The sequence below is a fragment of the Virgibacillus sp. Bac332 genome, assembly GCF_003667785.1.
GTDB lineage: Bacteria > Bacillota > Bacilli > Bacillales > Amphibacillaceae > Virgibacillus > Virgibacillus salarius.
On record NZ_CP033046.1, the window covers coordinates 4,344,911 to 4,364,103 of the forward strand.

Annotated in this window: 22 protein-coding genes; 2 read left to right on the plus strand and 20 right to left on the minus strand. The window is 36.0% G+C overall.

The features are described 5' to 3' along the window. Nucleotides 1–7 precede the first annotated feature (7 nt). The 15 genes from D9782_RS21295 to D9782_RS21365 all read right to left on the minus strand — a co-directional run bounded on the left by D9782_RS21295 (nucleotide 8) and on the right by D9782_RS21365 (nucleotide 13,053). A complete protein-coding gene (locus D9782_RS21295) occupies nucleotides 8–1,486 on the minus strand; it encodes a flagellar hook-associated protein 2 (RefSeq protein ID WP_121605680.1) in 1,479 nt (492 codons plus the stop codon). Between the two features lie 26 nt (nucleotides 1,487–1,512). After that, nucleotides 1,513–1,875, minus strand: coding sequence for a flagellar protein FlaG (flaG, locus tag D9782_RS21300; protein WP_226983542.1), 363 nt, complete (start codon nucleotides 1,873–1,875; stop codon nucleotides 1,513–1,515). Between the two features lie 70 nt (nucleotides 1,876–1,945). Beyond that, nucleotides 1,946–2,164 (minus strand): carbon storage regulator CsrA, encoded by a 219-nt coding sequence (gene csrA / locus D9782_RS21305; RefSeq protein WP_026682021.1) that lies wholly within the window; start codon nucleotides 2,162–2,164, stop codon nucleotides 1,946–1,948. A gap of 3 nt (nucleotides 2,165–2,167) precedes the next feature. Further along, on the minus strand, nucleotides 2,168–2,617 hold the full coding sequence (fliW, locus tag D9782_RS21310) for a flagellar assembly protein FliW (protein ID WP_121605681.1): 450 nt from the start codon (nucleotides 2,615–2,617) through the stop codon (nucleotides 2,168–2,170). A 15-nt stretch (nucleotides 2,618–2,632) separates the two neighbouring features. Continuing rightward, nucleotides 2,633–3,196, minus strand: coding sequence for a DUF6470 family protein (locus tag D9782_RS21315; RefSeq protein ID WP_026682023.1), 564 nt, complete (start codon nucleotides 3,194–3,196; stop codon nucleotides 2,633–2,635). A gap of 67 nt (nucleotides 3,197–3,263) precedes the next feature. Further along, a complete protein-coding gene (gene flgL / locus D9782_RS21320; RefSeq protein ID WP_026682024.1) occupies nucleotides 3,264–4,133 on the minus strand; it encodes a flagellar hook-associated protein FlgL in 870 nt (289 codons plus the stop codon). A gap of 9 nt (nucleotides 4,134–4,142) precedes the next feature. Further along, on the minus strand, nucleotides 4,143–5,669 hold the full coding sequence (gene flgK / locus D9782_RS21325; RefSeq protein ID WP_026682025.1) for a flagellar hook-associated protein FlgK: 1,527 nt from the start codon (nucleotides 5,667–5,669) through the stop codon (nucleotides 4,143–4,145). 23 nt (nucleotides 5,670–5,692) lie between these two features. Then, nucleotides 5,693–6,187, minus strand: coding sequence for a flagellar protein FlgN (locus D9782_RS21330; RefSeq protein WP_026682026.1), 495 nt, complete (start codon nucleotides 6,185–6,187; stop codon nucleotides 5,693–5,695). A 136-nt stretch (nucleotides 6,188–6,323) separates the two neighbouring features. Next, entirely contained in the window at nucleotides 6,324–6,584 is a 261-nt protein-coding gene (gene flgM / locus D9782_RS21335; RefSeq protein ID WP_026682027.1) for a flagellar biosynthesis anti-sigma factor FlgM, read from the minus strand. Nucleotides 6,585–6,673: 89 nt separating this feature from the next. Continuing rightward, the gene (locus tag D9782_RS21340) at nucleotides 6,674–7,084 is read right to left on the minus strand and encodes a TIGR03826 family flagellar region protein (protein WP_026682028.1); all 411 of its coding nucleotides are present in this window, start codon (nucleotides 7,082–7,084) and stop codon (nucleotides 6,674–6,676) included. 43 nt (nucleotides 7,085–7,127) lie between these two features. Next, entirely contained in the window at nucleotides 7,128–7,805 is a 678-nt protein-coding gene (locus D9782_RS21345) for a ComF family protein (protein ID WP_026682029.1), read from the minus strand. 4 nt (nucleotides 7,806–7,809) lie between these two features. Next, nucleotides 7,810–9,192: an ATP-dependent helicase ComFA gene (locus D9782_RS21350; protein WP_121605939.1), complete on the minus strand. Its 1,383-nt coding sequence runs from the start codon at nucleotides 9,190–9,192 to the stop codon at nucleotides 7,810–7,812. A 332-nt stretch (nucleotides 9,193–9,524) separates the two neighbouring features. Then, nucleotides 9,525–10,367: a DegV family protein gene (locus D9782_RS21355; protein WP_026682031.1), complete on the minus strand. Its 843-nt coding sequence runs from the start codon at nucleotides 10,365–10,367 to the stop codon at nucleotides 9,525–9,527. Nucleotides 10,368–11,100: 733 nt separating this feature from the next. Continuing rightward, the gene (locus tag D9782_RS21360) at nucleotides 11,101–11,793 is read right to left on the minus strand and encodes a response regulator (protein ID WP_026682032.1); all 693 of its coding nucleotides are present in this window, start codon (nucleotides 11,791–11,793) and stop codon (nucleotides 11,101–11,103) included. Between the two features lie 120 nt (nucleotides 11,794–11,913). Further along, a complete protein-coding gene (locus tag D9782_RS21365; protein ID WP_026682033.1) occupies nucleotides 11,914–13,053 on the minus strand; it encodes a sensor histidine kinase in 1,140 nt (379 codons plus the stop codon). A gap of 162 nt (nucleotides 13,054–13,215) precedes the next feature. Between D9782_RS21365 and D9782_RS21370 the strand changes: the two genes are divergently transcribed. Next, nucleotides 13,216–13,851, plus strand: a complete 636-nt coding sequence (locus tag D9782_RS21370) for a YigZ family protein (protein WP_121605682.1) — start codon at nucleotides 13,216–13,218, stop codon at nucleotides 13,849–13,851. 300 nt (nucleotides 13,852–14,151) lie between these two features. Here D9782_RS21370 and nagB read toward each other — a convergent pair whose 3' ends face one another. The 5 genes from nagB to D9782_RS21390 all read right to left on the minus strand — a co-directional run bounded on the left by nagB (nucleotide 14,152) and on the right by D9782_RS21390 (nucleotide 17,409). Then, a complete protein-coding gene (nagB, locus tag D9782_RS21375) occupies nucleotides 14,152–14,877 on the minus strand; it encodes a glucosamine-6-phosphate deaminase (protein ID WP_121605683.1) in 726 nt (241 codons plus the stop codon). Then, nucleotides 14,864–16,057, minus strand: coding sequence for an N-acetylglucosamine-6-phosphate deacetylase (gene nagA, locus D9782_RS21380; RefSeq protein ID WP_121605684.1), 1,194 nt, complete (start codon nucleotides 16,055–16,057; stop codon nucleotides 14,864–14,866). The genes nagB and nagA overlap by 14 nt, the downstream gene beginning before the upstream one ends. Nucleotides 16,058–16,320: 263 nt before the next feature. Next, entirely contained in the window at nucleotides 16,321–16,488 is a 168-nt protein-coding gene (locus tag D9782_RS23235; protein ID WP_162986483.1) for a hypothetical protein, read from the minus strand. A 397-nt stretch (nucleotides 16,489–16,885) separates the two neighbouring features. Continuing rightward, complete coding sequence (locus D9782_RS21385; RefSeq protein ID WP_026682038.1) at nucleotides 16,886–17,212, minus strand: helix-turn-helix domain-containing protein; 327 nt, start codon at nucleotides 17,210–17,212, stop codon at nucleotides 16,886–16,888. A 71-nt stretch (nucleotides 17,213–17,283) separates the two neighbouring features. Further along, nucleotides 17,284–17,409, minus strand: a complete 126-nt coding sequence (locus tag D9782_RS21390) for an anti-repressor SinI family protein (protein ID WP_121605940.1) — start codon at nucleotides 17,407–17,409, stop codon at nucleotides 17,284–17,286. Nucleotides 17,410–18,196: 787 nt separating this feature from the next. Here D9782_RS21390 and D9782_RS21395 point away from each other — a divergent pair. Next, nucleotides 18,197–19,138, plus strand: coding sequence for an LCP family glycopolymer transferase (locus D9782_RS21395; protein ID WP_026682039.1), 942 nt, complete (start codon nucleotides 18,197–18,199; stop codon nucleotides 19,136–19,138). The last annotated feature ends 55 nt before the right edge of the window (nucleotides 19,139–19,193 follow it).

Genomic DNA, 19,193 nt, shown 5'->3' on the forward strand with positions numbered 1-19,193 from the left:
TTTACATTTAAGCGCCAAACTGCGACATTAGCTGTGCTGACTGCTGATTCATCCGTGAAATTGCCTTTTCCATAGCTGTGAATTGATTCCAGTAACGTGTTTCTACTTTAACCAAACGATCCTCAAAAGCTGATATTCTTTTATCCAGATCTTTCATTCTTTTTCCTAATGTATAGTTTTCTAATGTATCTGTACCGCCACCAGCTTTTTCACCAATCTTAGACATTGTTGAACTTAATGCATCTTCTAAACGATTTACCAATCCACGTGATGCACCTTCATCGTTGTTAGTAAATAGCTTTTTCACATCTGCTGGATTATCTTGAAGTGCTTTCCTCAATTCTTTTGGGTCTACGACTAGCTTACCACCATCTAAGTAATTCTTGGATGTTTCAATTCCTATTTGTGTCAAAGAAGTATATTCTCCGCCTGTTTCAACCTTGGAGTACCAGCTCTGCCTTAAATTAAATAATCCTCCTGAAATAGTAGATTCTCCACGAAGCAATCCACTTTTTGCTCGTTCTTCCCACAGTTCGATTTCTTTATCAGACATTTCTTTCTTTTGTTCATCTGTTAACGGTTGGTAATCTCTGAATTTTTCCTCTTGTTGAGAAGAATTTAGCGCCTCGACCACTTCATTGTATTTATCTACAAACTTCATAATAGCTTCATAGGAAGCTTCTACGTCATTGGTGACAGTTAATTTAGCGTTTTTACCATCCGTAGTATTTTTAAATTCAAAGTCAATTCCGTTCAAAGAATAAGAATTGGTTTTAGATTCCATTACTAATCCACTGTTATTATACTCAAACTTAGCATTTTCTCCGCCTTTTTCATTCGCTACATCCATTTTTAGTACAGATTGTAAAAATGATCCATTAGCAAATTGAATCTCAGCACCATCAGGGGCTGTTCCTTGATTGTAATCACCTGTTCTAGTTGTCTCCATAATCACTTTATTCGATTGATTGTCATAAAACATTCGAACATTATTATCATCATTCGATACACGCTTCAGTACATCATTCAGTGTATCTCCTTCCTTTATCGTATAGGAGTACTTCTGTTCATCACCATTTTCATCAAATGTCGAAAATTCAACCTTGGTTCCATGATAGGAAGCGTCTAATTCCTCTGTTGGATCAATCGCAAGTTCTCCTGAACTTACATTAATTGCAGAGCTAGCCAACTGACTTACTTTGACTTGATAAGTTCCATTAGATGTACTCGGTGTAGCTGTTGCTGTAACGGCATCGTCTATCGATGAGCTTACTGATTTCGAATTATACGTATAACTCATTTTCATATCGTACATGAGGTTTTCCAGCTCGGTTAATTTCTTATTAATTTCTCGAAATGCATCTCTTTTCCATTCAAGCGTCGTTCTTTCTTGTTCCATTTTATCTAATGGTATTCGTTCAGCACTCATTAGTTTGTTTACGAGTGAATCAATATCCATTCCACTAGCCAATCCGCCAATACGCATCATTATCTCTCCTTTTAAAATATGTCCTATATTTTCTCATCGATTAATATTCCCATGAATTCAGCCATTTCAGCATACATATCTAGCATCTTCTTAGGAGGTATCTCTTTTATAATTTCATCTGTTAATGGATTCACAACAGTGACATAGTACTCATTTAATTTTTCATGGTACTTAAATCGTAAATCTGTTCGCAATGGCTCAATGAAGTTATTCAGCTTAGAAATAGCTGTCTCTAATTGCTTACCTATTACTTCCTCTGTTTGATTTTGTTGTGAGCTGTACCCTTTGTTACCTTCGGATCTTTCCGACATTCTTACTTGGTTGTTACTCTGATCATGAAGCCGTGGATGTGATCCGGTCACTATTTGATCTAACCGCATACCCATATTACTTCCAACCCTTTTCTTTTCTTTTTATATCGGTACATTAGCAAAATTTATTAAATAGAGTGAAACACTACTTATTTTTTAATAATTGTACTAACTCATTAGAGATGTTAGCAGCCTGATTATTTTCTTCTTTTATGTCTAAATAAAGCTCTTTGCGATAAATATCGATTGATTTTGGAGCACCAATTCCAATTTTTATTTGATCTCCATCAACAGCGAGTACTTTAACTTCAATATCTTCCCCTATTTGGATGGACTCATTTACTTTGCGAGTTAATACAAGCATCTTTTATTCCCCTTTCACTTTCGAAGAGTGCTTTGGTGAAATCGGTGCTCTTGTCGGATATTCATCTGTATTTATAATTAATTGCTTTCCTTTATTCTTAACAGAATTTATAATGATTGGTGCTTTTAAATTAATGGTACTAGAAGTAAAAGGTGCTTTTAATGTAACAATCGAAAGGACAACTACTTCCTCTTCACTAGATAATTGAAGTATCTCTATTATACTTTCATCCAAATTCAACGTATATTCTTCATAAAGATGATAAGGGTTTACTACAATAAAAGCAGTTTCTTTACTAGTAGTAGACTGAAGAATTTGAAATAATGGATTATCGGGAAAATCAAGCAAAACAAATTGTGTTTCATGATTAAATCCTGGTATTCCTGATGGAAAGTCAAGAACACTTGTTGATTCTATAGCTACCTCTCCAAAGTACTTCGTTTCAATGCGCATATTACTTCCCCTCTCCTAAGCATAAAGATTAACAACTTCAATGGTTAAATCCTGGTACTGCTTCATACTTACCGCTACTTCTCCCTGTTTATAGTGGTGCTCCACTTTATTCTGTTTTGCTTCAATGATCGGTTTATTGGTTTTTACATCAATATGTACCTTTGATGGTTGATAATTGACTTTTACAGAAAAAAGGGAAGGAATAAAGGCTATCCCTAAAGATTTTTGTGGTGATTGTGAATTTTGTACAGCTTGATTAACTATGGAATCCCCGTCACGTTCTATCTTCATTAATTCCGTTCCCTGCTGAGCACGTCGTCCCATTCCTTCCAGAACTGCGCTTTTTCCTTTTTCGGCGAATTGCTCATTCCTTTTTATAATAGACATACGGTTCATATCAGCAAAAGCTTTAGTTTGGTCAATTTCCAGCTTGGAAGGAGTCTTTGTAATGGTAACTTCTGCTCTTGGCTGTTGTATTGACAAATCTGCTTTCGGCTGTCGAATAGTTTGATCGCCAGGAATCTGTTCGATTTGAATTTTAGCCATTTGTGAATGCATGCGTAGCTGAGGAAATTTCATTACTAACTACTTCCTTTCATTATGTACAAAAGCCCTGTCACCCAAAAGGGGCAGGGCTTATAAAATGTTAACGAAGAAAATCAATAAGTGAAGGCTGAATAATTCTTGAACCTGCAGACAATGCTGCACGATGTAAGCTTTCCTGTGTAATTAAATTGGTTATTGCCTCTTCATAATCTACACTTTCATTTTCAGCCATTGTTTTCTTTGCAATGATCTCTTGTTCACTTAGTCGATTTTCAACAAGCTCCAAGCGATTCATCCTTGCACCTAAATCTGCACGGGCGTTAACTATTTGATTAATACCAGTATCAAGATCTTCAATACTTGCTCCAATACCAGCTTGGTTATCGTTCCCAAGATTTTCTATGAAGGTATCTATTTTATCAAAAAGTTCGTTACCAAATACTTCTTCTCCATTTACGTTTGCTTGAAGTTCAGTACCAGCTGCAACCGGTATTTTTATTGGATCCGTATTAGCATTAAATCCATTTGTTGCGTCGTATGGGGGCTCTGTTGTATTCGTACCGTTAAATATATACTTCCCATTTACTTGCGTATTGGCTATATTAATTAAATGTTCCTTTAACTGTTCAGCCTCTTTTTTTATATTTTCTCGTTCTTCTTCATCGTAAGTACCAGTGCTAGCCTGAACAGCTAATTCTCTTAACTTTTGCATTGTTTGTGTTGCTTTATCTAAAGCAGCATCAGAATTGTCCATCCAGTTATGAACTTCACCTGTATTTCGCATATATTGCTCAGCTTCATTTACTTGGCTGCGAAAATTTATCCCTTTCATCGCTATTACTGGATTATCAGAAGGGCGATTTATTTTTTTCCCTGTACTTACCTGATCCATATATTGATCAAGCTTCGCATAGCTATTTGATAAATTACGGAGCATATTATTTGAAAGCATACTTTGCGTAATTCGCATTATTTTCCCCTACCTTCCAACAAGTCCCATACTATTTATGATTTTGTCTAACATCTCGTCCATTGTAGTCATGCTTCTTGCTGCAGCATTATAAGCGTGCTGAAACCTAATCATATTTGACATTTCTTCATCTAACGAAACACTACTCACCGCCATACGTTGATCTTCCACTTGGGAACGAAGAATGGCTGTGTTGTTCGTCATTCGATTTGCCTCTTGAGCTTTAACACCCATTTCGCCAATTAATGACTGATAGAAACTGTTGATCGAAGTACTCTCTCCCAATGGGTTTCCATTCAAATTCTTATTATTAAATACTTCAGCTAAATTCAGTGCATTTGCACCTTCTCCATCCGTATCATTTGTACTTGCAGCAATTAAATCTGGGTCATCCAAAATGTCTTTATTGACCGTAATTCCTGCCGCTCCATCTTTTCCATCTTTAAACACAAAGAAGTCAATTCCATCAGACCCATCAAGCGCTTTTCCGTTATGGTGAACCTTATTAAATTCTTCTTTTAACGTATTAGCTAGTTTATCAAGATCAGCTAGCATGTCGGTATATGTACCAGTTACATCCCCATCACCATCAAAATCATGACCATATGAATCTATGAATCCTTTTAGTGAGCCATTCGTATTCATTACATCTAATTGCTGACCATTGACTGAAATTCCACTCACGGCAGCATAAGAATCATTACCATATGTTACCTCTATTTCATTTACTTGCTCTTGACCAGTTTGACCATTGACTAACACAACACTTGGGTTAAATGGTTCCCCTTTTTCATTTACAACTTCTATCGTTGCCATACCATCAGCAATTTCTGGAGAGCCTTCGCCACTTTTGGAGTAAGTAACTTTAATATTCATTTTATTAGAAAGCTCATCAATTAAACGATCTCTTTCATCGTATAAGTCATTTGGTAAGTAACCATGTGGCTCAAGCTCTTTAATTTGTTCGTTAATATTATGAATTTGCCTTAATAATGCGTTTGTTTCTTTTACAGATGTATCAATCTGGTTCTTCAAATCGGAGCGAATCGATGATAATGATTCGGATAGATAATTGAATGTCTCAGCTACTGCAAGACCACGGTTAGCTACTACTGATCTAGCTCCTGAGTTATCTGGATTGACAGCTAAATCTTGTAAGCCATTCCAGAACTGATCAATCGTATGAGAGAGTCCACTATCTGAAGGCTCATTTAAAACTCCTTCCATACGACTTAGTGCATCTGCTCTTGCTGCCCAATAGCCAGATTTACTACTCTCAGCACGGTATTGATAATCTAAAAATTGATCACGAACACGCTGAACAGATCCTGCCTGTACGCCAGTCCCCATTTGCCCTGGTATTTGAGGTCTATTTCTAGAACCTGAAGGATACGGGTTCATGGTCTCAAAATTAACCCGTTGTCTTGTATATCCCTCTGTATTTGCATTTGATATATTGTGGCCTGTTGTATAAAGTGCAGATTGTTGAGCAAAAAGTGCCTGTTTTGCCATTTCTAATCCGTGAAATGTACTCATGTGCTACCTCCTAACGAATTCGTTTACGCTTTCGAGTCAAATACGGAACGTTTTGCTGTATCCGTGTTTTTTTCATTCTTATTTCCGTAATTAATATTGCGTATGGTTGGACTCATAACATCCAGTGATAGTTGTACAAATTGCATAGACTGATTTATTAAAGCGTGATTAAGCTGCTCTAGCTGTTTTAATTTCGTAATCGCCTGTGTTAATACTGTTGTCACTGTCGCTAACTCGTTTTTCTCATGACCATCTTTAGCAATTTCAAGTATGGTGGATATTGTTTTATCTTCACTGGCTACATCCATAGCTTGAAACCATGAATTTACAGCCTGAATTCGGTCCGCTTCTGCTTGTTCCGTTTTCCGAATAAGCTTCCTTTCTTTAACTAACAATCCCTGTAGTTCCTCTAAAGATCCTTTTTTTAATAGATCAGTTTTTAGTTCTGAAAGCTCAATCAGCTTATGGTGAAGGTCAACCAATACATCCATGGCTTCTTTTATTTTTTGCAAAGTCAATGACAATCCTCCCTATTCAGAACTTCATTTATTTTTTGACAGATTAGTAGGCAGTGAATTCTCTTCGTAACAGATAAATGCTCGATTCAATCATCATTCTCCCTGCCCATACCTTTTTACTACATTTGGTAGTGCTTTATTTTCCTGACCAAAAATCAATCATTTTTTCAGCTGTTTTGTCATAATTCACTTTATATTCTCCCGCTTCAACCGCTTCTTTTAATTTCTCAACACGTGCTGAACGAGCAGGATTCGGTTTTTCGTCTTCTTGTAATTGCTTTGCCTGATTAGAAATTTCAATTTGATCTTTTTTCATATCGTGTTTTACTTCCACTTGTTTGTTTATTTGTTGTTTATACGGATTATAATTAGGTTGATTCAATCCATTAATTTTCACTTCCACTCACCTCTTTTGAAAGCTATAACCGGTATCCATTTTATCATTATTAATATCGGTTGTTATACCGGAAAGTTTAAGAAAAAATATTATTTATCAAACATATAGTATGTTTTAACCTTGTCTTTTTTTTGTTCTTGTTTCATCCGCTGCTCATGTTCCTCATATCGCTGTAGCTCTTGTTTTAACTTCTCTGAACAACGTTGACATAGTTTTCCTGATGTAATGACTTCCCCACATTTTTCACACGGATATCCCACGTTCGGAAATTCGGTGGGTCGAAGCCTTTTTTCCTTCACAAACTTGATGATTAGCTCTTCATCAACTCCTGTTTGTTGAACAATTTCACTTAATGTCGCCTCTCGATTCTTGCGCTGTCGTAAAAATTGATAAACCTTTTGAAATGCCTCTTCCTCCCGTTTGTAGCAATTTTGACAAATATCACGAACTCCTTTTACAAATAAGTTGTCACAACGAGAACAATTTGCCAATTCAGCCATTGAAAATTCCCTCTTTTCATTTACATATATATTTTTTCGTACTTTAACCCCTAATTAAGGTAAAACCAAAAACCTCCGGACAACCATTCTCCTTTAGCACTTTTCCTGCATGTCTTAGCGTCGTTCCGGTTGTATATATATCATCGACAAGTATGACTGGTTTGTTAATACTTTTAGTAATGGTAAATGGATTTATCGACTGAATTCTTTCTTTTCTCGATTTTTTCGATTGCTTTTCACCTTCCATACGATGCAATACGAGTTCAGATTTAATTGGTAGAAAATCTGCTAAAATTTTTGCTTGATTAAAACCACGCTCTTTTTCCCTATCTTTGCTTAATGGAATAGGTACGGCTATCGCATGTTTTTTCATGGCAGCAAATGTAGGAGTAAACCCCTTTCTCACTGCGTCGCGGAATATATTGCCCAGTTCAACGTCTCCACGATATTTCCATTTCGCAATAAGTTCTTGCATAAATATATTATATTGAAAAATAGAATAATTAAAAACGAGTGTATCACGTTCCTTCTCCTTTTCCCACCTTTGGCAATCGAAGCATATTGCTTGATCACATTGTCGACTACATTTGTGGCAACGATCCCCATCAATTTTTTCTAACAGTGAGTCACAATACACACATAGTTTTTTTATATCTGGAAAAAAGAAATTTTGCCAGGTCAGCTGCTGTATGATTGGTTCGGAGCACCATAAACAATACAATTTTTTAAAACCCTCCCTGTTTATTCATTTCTTTTATCATTTCAACTGCTTTGATCATAGCTATTGTTTTACCGTCATGAAAGAAAATAATTTCACCGGTAGGATCATCAAAACTTCTTCCAGCCCGCCCTGCGATTTGGACAAGGGCCGCTTCATCGAATACTTCATGTCCTGCATCAAGCACAGCAACATCAACAGCTGGAAACGTAACACCACGTTCTAAAATAGTAGTTGTCAATAATACTTGGATTTCTTTTTCACGAAATTGTTTGATCTTCCAATTCCTATCTTCATCTTGAGCATGTACGCAACTTAATGCCGAGGGCATTATAATAATCCCATGCTTTAGAAAAAACGTCGTAAGCGATTTTTCAAATTTTCTCGTGATTTCTACCGTTGGTAAAAAAATGAGTAGCTGTCTACCTTTATTTTCCCTCTGTTGTATCCAGTGAAGTAGTGCTGGTGGTGGAGTTGAATATTGAAGGTTTTTTCTTAATGATCTACATAGTTTTAATTTTGGAATTGGTAGTGGATATCCATGAAATCTTATTGGGACAAAAGTATACGACAATTGCTTTGTTGCCATTTGTAATCGGAATTTCAATCTGGGTGTAGCGGTTAAATAGATGGTAGTGCTGTTTAGCTTCTTTGCTCGCTTAGCGGCAAAAGCAAGGGATGGATCCTTATGATAAGGGAATGCATCAATTTCATCGATAATTATTAAGTCAAAGGCATGTTGAAAACGTAAGAGCTGATGAGTAGTACAGATAACCACTTGAGCAGTTGCTAATTTAACTTTACTCCCCCCATATAATGCATCTATAGGTACAGTTGAAAATGCTTTTTTAATACGAGGTTTTAATTCTAGAACAACATCTGTTCGGGGGGTTGCTATACAAATTCTCATTCCATACCGGAGAGCTTCCTCCATTCCTGGAAAAAGCATCTCAGTTTTTCCAGCTCCACAAACAGCCCAAATGAGCAAGGTGCTTTCCCGTTTCTGTATAGTCTGTACAATGCGTTCTGCTGCTTTAGCCTGCGCAAGTGTTAATTCTCCGTTCCAAGAACAAGCAGCTTCATATTTTTTCCAAGTTGGTATGGCTCCACTCCATATATAAAGGCATTCAGATTTAATAACTTTTCCCATCTCAATACATTTTCTACAATAGATAGAAGCTTTATCAAGGCTAGAAAATAAAAATCTATGTCGATTACCACAACGCTGGCATTTCCAAGTAAAACGCTCACGTACTATTGATGGTACTGGAGTAATAAGGCGATGATTTAGGAGTGTGTGAAATTGTCTATCATCTAGAGGTATCTCTTTTCTTAATAGTAACTTTCCGGAGAGTAATAAGGCGATGGTATCTAAATGGAGAGCCTTCATTTGCTGCAAATAAAATCACTTCCTTTCTCTAAAAAGTATGGTTATCTAATTATAGATAAAGTGAAGCTTCAATCCGTGGGGGGGTTTTGGATTGTTAGGTGAACCAATCGGACATTTACTGGCAGTTGATCCCACTCTTATCCATAGTGGTTCACTTTATTGCTTAAGGTGGGGGCTTACTGCCAGTTATATGCGAGGATAAAGAAGTGGTAGAGGGTAATTCAGTAAAAAATGAATGATAGTTTTTATGGAGAAATTGAGGCTTTACGATAGAGCTATCCTTCCAATGAGTAGACAGGAGCTGCATATTAGGCAGCTCCATAAGTTGAAGCTTATTTCTTATACCAGCCTACACCGAGTGCACCTTCACCGAGGTGTGTTCCAATAACAGGACCAAAGTAGCTAATCGAAGTATCCATCTCTGGATACTTCTCCAAAAAGCTTTTTTGCAACGCAATGGCATCTGATTCAGCGTTTGCATGGATAAAAACAACTTTTAATTGCTTGCCTTCACCTGCATCCTCATCCAATAATCCTAGGATCCGATTAATTGCTTTTTTCTTTGTACGGATTTTTTCAAAAGGAACAATTATTTTATTAACAAAATGTAAGATTGGCTTAACCTGTAATAAGCTCCCTACGATTGCTTGGGCACCATTTAACCTTCCACCACGTTGTAAATTACTTAGGTCATCTACCATGAAATAGGCCCGTAGTGATGACTTTATTTCATCAAGGCGTTCCATAATTTTCGTTGGTTGTTTACCTTCTTGTATCATTTCAACTGCCTCTAATACATAAAACCCCTGTGCCATACAGCTTATTTCAGAGTCATAGGGATACACTTCTATACCTTCAACCATTTCTCCTGCACTTGCAACTGCTTGATACGTACCACTAATACCACTAGAAAGATGAATAGATATGACCGCATCATAATCCTTGGCTAATTCTTCTAATTTGGACGTGATTAACCCTATAGATGGCTGTGATGTTTTTGGAAGTTCCTTTACCTCTCTTAATTTCTCGTAAAATTGATCGGTTGTAATATCTATTTCTTCTTGAAAGGATGCTTCTTCAAACTGAACGCTTAAAGGAACCATATGTATCTGTTTTTCTTCACGAACATCTTTGGTTATGTAAGCTGTACTATCTGTCATTACAGCGATTTTCATGACACCTTCTCCTCTTTACTAATGTTTTACGGTCATCAAATTAGTACTATTTGAATAATTTTCATGTGTTTGTAGTAACTGTTATATAAAGTGAACCTTCCATCCGTGGGGGTTTTGTTTTTCCCCACGGATGGTTAGTACCACAAGGGTATGACCTAAAGGCCCTTAAACCAATCGGACATTTACTGGCAGTTGATCCACACTTATCCATATTGGTTTCACTTGATTGCTTAAAGTGCGGATCTTACTGCCAGTTATATGCGGGATAAATCCGACATTGGTATTAATTCTATTTTATATATTTCGTAGCTAAAAAATAGCGTTTCAATAGTTTCTGTCATCTGCCCTGTTTCCATACTCTATTCACAAAAAAACGTCGCTACTAACTGCTGCACGTTAACTAGCACTAATGTTATATTACACTCATTTATTTTACATGAACCTATTAAAAAATGCATCAGTAAAGTGAAAAAAGCACGTGCATACTTCAAGTTAAAACTAAGGTAATTGGAGCATTTCTATGGTTCCTTTAAAGCTGATACAGATACTATGCTGGAAACTATCACCAAATGGATTCATATTCATAGAGCGAATGAATTATAATATACAGGACTTCGTATTAGCAAGCAAAAATATACGATAAAAAAATAACTCTGATACCTTCTTACGTAGTATCAGAGTAAACATCTATCATATATTAAAAAGGAAATGTAGCAGAACATCATGTGAATGGCTAGACTACTTCAACCCAACCTTTTCGTATCGCTGAAACAACAGCTTGTGTACGGTCATTTACATTCATTTTCTGTAAAATGTTACTAACATGGTTCTTAACCGTTTTTTCACTAATATACAGCGTTTCTGCTACTGCACGGTTGCTTTTTCCATCTGCTAACAGCTGTAATACTTGACATTCTCTTTTTGTTAATAAATGTAATGGCTTGCGATATTCAATACCATTTTCTGAAATATTAGAGGCATTTTCTTTAGCAAGTCTCCGATATTCCATAACTAAATTATGTGTAACTTTTGGATGAAGGTAGGAACCACCGTCACTAACAACCTTTATCGCATCAATTAATGCATCTGAATCCATTTCTTTTAGTAAGTATCCTTGCGCCCCTGTTTTTAAAGCATGGGTCACATAGCTTTCGTCATCATGTATCGATAGAATAATAACGTTTGTATTTGGAAAATAACGAACTAAATCAGATGTTGCCTGTACCCCATTCATATTTGGCATATTTATATCCATTAATACGACATCAGGATTATTTTCCTTAACCAGCTTAGCTGCGATTGATCCATCGTCGCCCTCTGCTACAACTTCAAAAGAAGGCTCAAAGTCTAATATTCTCTTTACTCCTTCACGAAATAGCTTATGATCATCAATTAATACAATACGTATTTTTCTTTCTGTGTTCATCGTTATGTTCCTCCTACATCTTATTCTATTCATTTACCCTAGTAGTTTACTATGATAGAACTATGTTCTCTCTTTATTTTAAGTAAGGTGAGATAAAACTCTATTTAACCTATTATACCGCTATGAGGGTACATAGGGAACCTTAATGGAGATAGTTGTACCTTTTCCTATCATGGATTTAATATCCATTTTTCCTTCTAGCATCTCTACGCGTTCACGCATTCCAATTAATCCAAACGACTTATCTCGCTTCATGGATGGGTCAAATCCCTTTCCATTATCTTTAATAATCATCGTTAAATTATTTTTTGCTATTTCAAGCTTAACCTGAATTAACGATGCTTCAGCGTGTTTTACCGCATTTTGTAGCGCTTCCTGTACGAGCCGAAAAAAAGCAATCTCATATTTCTGATTTAATCGCTTTTCTTCTCCCATAGATGTAAACTCAATTTTCAAATCGTTATAGTCAGAAATAGTAGCGACATATTTTTTTATCGTAGGTATTAGTCCTAAATCATCAAGCGCCATTGGTCTAAGGTCATATATAATTCTACGTACTTCATATAAAGAAGAGCGGATCATCTTCCTAACACTCTTAATCTCAATAAGTCCTTGATCGATATCCTGCTTACGGAAATTTCTTTCTACCAATTCAGAACGCAAGAGGATATTCGCAAGCATTTGTGCTGGGCCGTCATGTATTTCTCTAGAAATCTTTCTTCGTTCTTCTTCCTGTGCTTCAATAATTTTCAGACCAAATTCTTGTTTTTCCTTTGCTTCTTCAATCATTTCGTTCACTTGTCGAAAATCATCATGTAAATAATTTAGTACGACAGAGATTTTCCCAGCCAATCCTTCTGCTCGCTCTATCGTCTGATTTAAAGAAATCAACCTTCGCTCCAGATCGTCTCGCTTTTCACGTAAAACACTTTCTTCCTGACGCAGAACAGCTAGCTTTGTTTGCATGGCATGTGTCATTTCGTACACTTCTCGTATCTCATTTTCAGAATAACGATCAAAATATTTGCTAACTTCAGCTAACCGTTGTCGAGAAAATCGGACTTTTTGCTCGAGCTGATCCCCGTCTTCGATATGTTGCATTACCTTGACCTTTGTTTCCTTCAATTCCTTAACGAGATGTTCATGTTCATTTCTAGCTTCTTCACTAATGTTAAAAATTTCATCTTTGCTGTTCTCAACCACTTCAATCATTTCATTGATAATATAATCTAATGCTCTATCACTGATTTTCTGCGCCATCATTATCCACCAACCTATGTTATAATTATACGCACATATTAATATTTTTTATAGGGTCTTTTTGCATACTTAGTGATTATTTATTGTGAAACTTTTTTCTTATGGTATGTTAATTTTTATATCCCTTATTCTATCATGCTTGAATAGGAGGAGTGAACACAGGTGCTAGATAGTTATTTAACAGTAAAACTTGAAGGTCGAGATGAGCTAACCATCCAAAAATCTCGTTTTATCGGCTACGTTAAGCGTGTAGAGACAGAAGAAGCTGCACAGTCATTTATCCAAGAAATAAAAAAGAAGCATCATGATGCCACACACAATTGCTCAGCCTATCTAGTAGGTGAACATGATCAAATTCAAAAGGCAAACGACGATGGTGAACCAAGCGGGACTGCTGGTGTTCCAATACTAGAAGTATTAAAAAAACAACACCTAAAGGATACGGTTGTGGTTGTTACCCGTTATTTTGGTGGTATAAAATTAGGTGCTGGTGGTTTAATCCGCGCCTACGGAAGTACTACTTCACAAGCGATTAAGACTACTGGTGTAGTAAAACGTCAACGGATGCAAGGTTTTTCGGTTACGGTTGATTATACGCAATCAGGGAAGCTAGAACATGAAATTCGTCGTTCCAAATATCGATTAGAGAGGATAAACTATTCAGACAAAGTAGAGTTTGTAGTCTTCGTTGAAATTGGTCAAGAAGAGGAATTTAAAGAAACGATCGTAGATTTAACAAGTGATCAGGCTGTAATGACTCCAACGAATACGATTTATATGGAAATAGATATGAATTGATATTAAGGAAGCTGAGACAAAACACAACTTCTTTACTCAAAATACGAATAATCATGTTATCAATAGGATTATCATCGCCGCACTGTGAAACTATACGCTCTTTCCGTGGGCACGGCCTCAGCTAACCTGGTAAAGAAAAACACGTTATCAAGCGGATCTTCGGACGCGTGCTGTTCCCGCTGGAGTCTCGCCTATTTCAGGTGCTAAATTATAATTTTCATCAAAAACGAACGATAATTAATTTTAACTAATTATCGTTTGTTTTTGATTGTTTCTTCATTCTTTTGTCTCAGCCTCGTATTATAGCTTCGAGCAAGCAGCCTGATCCGCAATAATCATAACATTGCTATGGGTTTGTAAGATAGAAGCTGGAAATGCTTCTGTTACTTCTCCGTCAATCAATTGAGAAAGAGCATTCGCTTTTTTTTCACCAGAAACGAGTAATACAATCATCTTACTTTGCATAATCGTATCTATTCCCATTGTTATAGCTTGTTTTGGAACATCTTCAATTGTTGGGAAGAATCGCGCGTTTGCATTTCTGGTTGACTCATCTAATTGTACAATATGTGTACGACTACTAAATTGCGTACCCGGTTCATTAAATCCAATATGTCCATTTAGACCAAGACCTAAAATTTGAACATCAATATTACCTGCTTCCTGAATTAGTGATTCATACTGCAAAGCTTCCTGACTCAGGTCAGCAGCATCTCCACTTGGTAAGTGGGTCTGCTCTCTCGGAATACCTATATGTTTAAATAATTTCTCATTCATATAGTAATCATAACTATTCGGATCGTCCTTTTTCAGGCCAACATACTCATCCAAATTAAAGGTTTGAACGTGATCAAAAGTAACTTCCTGCTTTTGATATTTTTCTATTAAATTTTGGTATAAGCCTTCTGGAGTTGAACCTGTCGCCAAGCCTAGTACAGGCTTCTCCATATTATTTACTTTTTCTAAAATGAATGAACAAGCCCGCTTGCTCATTTCATTGTAGTCTTTTACCTTAATTAGTTCCATTTCCGTCATCTCCTTCAAAAGCAACTACACCTCGACAAATCGTGTATTTAATAGAAAGCTGGTCATCCACGATTAGGATATCTGCATCCTTACCGTCTAAGATACTACCTTTTGTCTTAAACATTCCTACCTGCTTTGCTGGATTCATCGCTGTCATTTCCACTATATTTTTAATAGAAACATCTTTCATGCTTAGCATTTGTTGTGCTCCCTCATGCATTTTCAAGATACTTCCAGCAAGTGTACCATTCTCCAACAAGGCACGGTCTTCAGAAACCTTAACAGGCTGCCCTCCAAGTTCATAATTACCTGGCGGGAGACACTTTGCTCGCATTGCGTCAGTTATGAGCAATAGCCTACTACTTCCCATATTTTGATAAATTAATTGCAGCATCTCAGGTACAACGTGTATGCCGTCTGCAATGAGCTCTGCCCGTAATTCTTCCAACTCAAAAGCAGCACCTACAACACCAATGTCACGATGGTGGATACCGGACATTGCATTACATAAATGTGTCAGTTGTCTTACACCGTATGCTGCCGCTTGCTTAATTCCAGCATAATCTGTATCTGTATGCCCAGCTGAGACATTAATTCCAGCTTTCGTTAGTCTTTTTATAAAGCTTCCATTTTGATCATGCTCAGGTGCCATTGTAATGGTTTTAATCTTATTTCCAGAAAGCTTTTGCCATTTATTGAATAGTTTCTCATCTGGCTTAACAATATATTCAAGCGGCTGTGCTCCGGCTTTTCCCTTTTCAATAAATGGTCCTTCCAAATGAACACCGATAATGTCTGACTGACCGGGTTTATTTTTATAGGATGCCACATTCATAAGTGCCTGCTCAATTTGTTCTGGAGATTGTGTGATCGTGGTCGCTAAGAAGCTGGTGGTTCCCTCTTTTGGAAGAGTTGAAGCCATTGTATCTAAGGCTTCTTCTGTAGCGTCCATAACATCTGCACCTGCAGCCCCATGTATATGCCCATCAATAAACCCAGGTATTATATTTAAACCTTCCCCATTAATTACTTGTACCTCTTTTGGTAATTGTTTTGGTTCCTGTTTAGAATAAATTCCTGCTATTTTCCCATGTGAAAGTAGCAGACCACCATTTTCAATGACTTCCTGCTCAGCATATATTGTAGCATTCTTAATATAAATAGGATTGTCTTGATCCATTTCGCATTCATCCTTTCTCCGTTCACTATGGTTGCGCAGTATTTCTATTTTATATAAGTAAAAACTGATAGTATCAATTATCGAATATGTTATCTTAAAAACTCAAATTTCATCATACCATACTTTGGTAGGATTTTGCTGAAGATAAGGTAATCTTTCACATAAAACACAAAAAAGCAGAACCATTTCTTATATGTTGAAATAGCCCCACTTTCTGCTTTATGAGAAATATACGCAATATTTGTTAATTGTTACTATGTTGATTACTCTGCAAAAGACTGTGATTTTCCACCAGCTGCACTAGGCATACTGCTATTTCCCAACTCATTTACTAGCGCTCTTACCATCTCTTCGGATGATTTTATCTTATGATCTTCTGTTTCCTTTATAACTTTTTTTAGCAAGTTCTTGTATTTCTCTTGCTCACCCATTTTGTTCCCGCCCTTATTTTTTTACATAAATTGCTAGATACATAGAACTATAACATAAAATAAAACGAGGATTTGTCGAACAATGTCGTTTCTTTAAAGAAAATAGCGTCATTACTACAGCATTCGCTTTCATTCATTATTTTCTGACCATTAAATGTCGGTTGATTCCGTCAAGTTGATAAATGTTTCTACACTACCCTCTTCATTATATGCAGAACTTCGGAAAAATGGAAATAATAAAGGTAAAGCAATTATAATCTGTCTCCAACCGTTCATGTTATTTGATTGAGATGTATTCACCCTAATCTATAGATTTAGCTTTAAAAACATCATAGAAATACAGAATTTAAATTTCACTTCGATTCCCAAAATAAAAACCGCTAGCTTAAGCTCACGGTTAACGTCTATTACTTCTCCATTTATTGAATTCTAGATACTCTTTAAATTGTTCTTTCGTAACACCTGATTCCATAGCTTCTTGTACGATTTTTAGCCATTCTTCATCCAATTCTTCAGGTTCATTCTTTTTTTCATCTCGAATCAATTCATTGACTGAAACTCCTAATACCTTGCTAATCTTTTCGATAAACTGGATCGATGGATTAATCTGTATATTACGTTCAATCGAACTTAAATAAGATTTAGCAACACCGGCTTTTTCAGCTAATTCTGAGATAGACATTTTCTTATCAGTACGTAAACTCTTAATTTTTTCACCGATCAAGTTCTCACCTTCTTTCAATGGGAATTATACCATAAGTAAGGTGAGTTATTCTATTTATAGTTTGCTGTAATTCATACTTTATTTTTATTCTCTGATTGATGTAAAAAATCACGAATTTCTTCTAAGGGTATGCCTAATGTTTTTGCCTGTCTGATTAAATCAACCCATTCTGAATCCAATGAAATTTGCTTAATCATCAACTTATTCAACCCCCATTAATTTCCAAAGCAGCTAAGTCATTGCAACAATGCTTATCGTTTAATTCGCGACTTTGCTCCTGTGAATTTATACGTGGTTTTCTATGTAGTATAAATTTATCTCTGTATGACTATCATACTATAAATTCACACTTATTTCCGTAGCTTGTTTTGTCATATTACAACTAGTTTTGTAAAAGCGAGTATATTAATTTTGGACTACTATGTCGATAGATTATTTTTTAACCCACCTGGGATTAATGACACCCTCCTCTTAAGGATATGAGCAAAGACGGCAAAAGCATTAAAGTTATTGCATAGCAACGTAATGAAGAAGTATGATTTTGTGACGATGATATATCTAATTACAACTTTACCTGAAGAACATCGTCTGTATTTTATAACGAACGACATAATTAGTATAAAACAATTAAAAAATGTTTTAAACTGCTAAATATAGTAATTTATTAAATTTATTTTAATTTTACTTTTATTTTATTATTATTTCTACGTATTACTTAATTTAACTAAATATTTGTTCATTATAAAGAACAGCTTCGTACGATATATTATTCCAATTTATAAATGAATAAAATAGCTACTCTGCCGTTTATACCTTGATCAAATCAGCTATCTCTATGAATATGCGCCTTAATTTTGATATAATGACGGATAGATTACATAAGAACATAGACGAAATTCACTATTTTCGTTATAATTTACTAATGAATTGTTATTATTTTCAAACTTTGCTGTATCAAACAATTAGTATTGAGGAGAATTTAAAGTGAACTCACGTGTGGAAAAAAAGAAACATAAAAAACGAAAGTGGTTGTTCTGGGTAGGAGGGATTATCCTCGCACTGATCCTGGTAGTCGGTGTCTTCTCTATCTATGTTTGGAATAAACTAGGAGATACAGTGGAAACTATGCATAATCCACTAAATCGAGATAATGACCCAGATCGCAAAAAGGAATTAGAGTCTATCTTCAAAGATACAAAATCAGTGAATATTTTATTACTTGGAGTAGACGAACGAGATGGTGATAAAGGACGCTCGGATACAATGATCTTATTATCATTAAATCCGAAAACCAATTCCATGAAAATGCTAAGTATTCCTAGGGATACGTATGTGACAATACCTGGTAAAGGAAAAGATAAAATAAACCATGCCTATGCATTTGGTGATGTTGAGCTATCTGTTCAAACAGTAGAAGAAAACTTTGACCTCCCAGTCCACTATTATGCAAGAGTGAATATGGAAGGTTTTGAACAGGGTGTCGATGCAATAGGTGGTGTTACCATTACAAACGATACAGCATTTTCCCAAGGCGGAATACAATTTCCAGCAGGCGAGATTCAATTAAATGGTAAAGAAGCTTTATCTTATATCCGAATGCGAAAAAATGACCCAAGAGGAGATCTAGGTAGAAATGAACGACAACGAGCAGTTATTATGGCTGCTATAAATAAGGGAGCAAGTTTTTCAAGTATTACTAAAGTCGGCGAAATCCTTAACATACTTGGAGACAACGTAAAAACAAACCTGAATATGGATGCAATGCAAACACTATTCTCTGATTATCGCGGCACGAGAAAAAATATTTCTTCAATGGAGATTAGCGGAAACGGCCAACGTATTAATAACACGTGGTACTATGTTGTTCCAGACTCCGAATTCAATCGAATTACAACAGAAATTAAAGCACATATGAACGAAAAGTAGATGAAGTTGGAAACTTCTATACCTAACGAAACGTAACAACATGGGTGGTTAAATC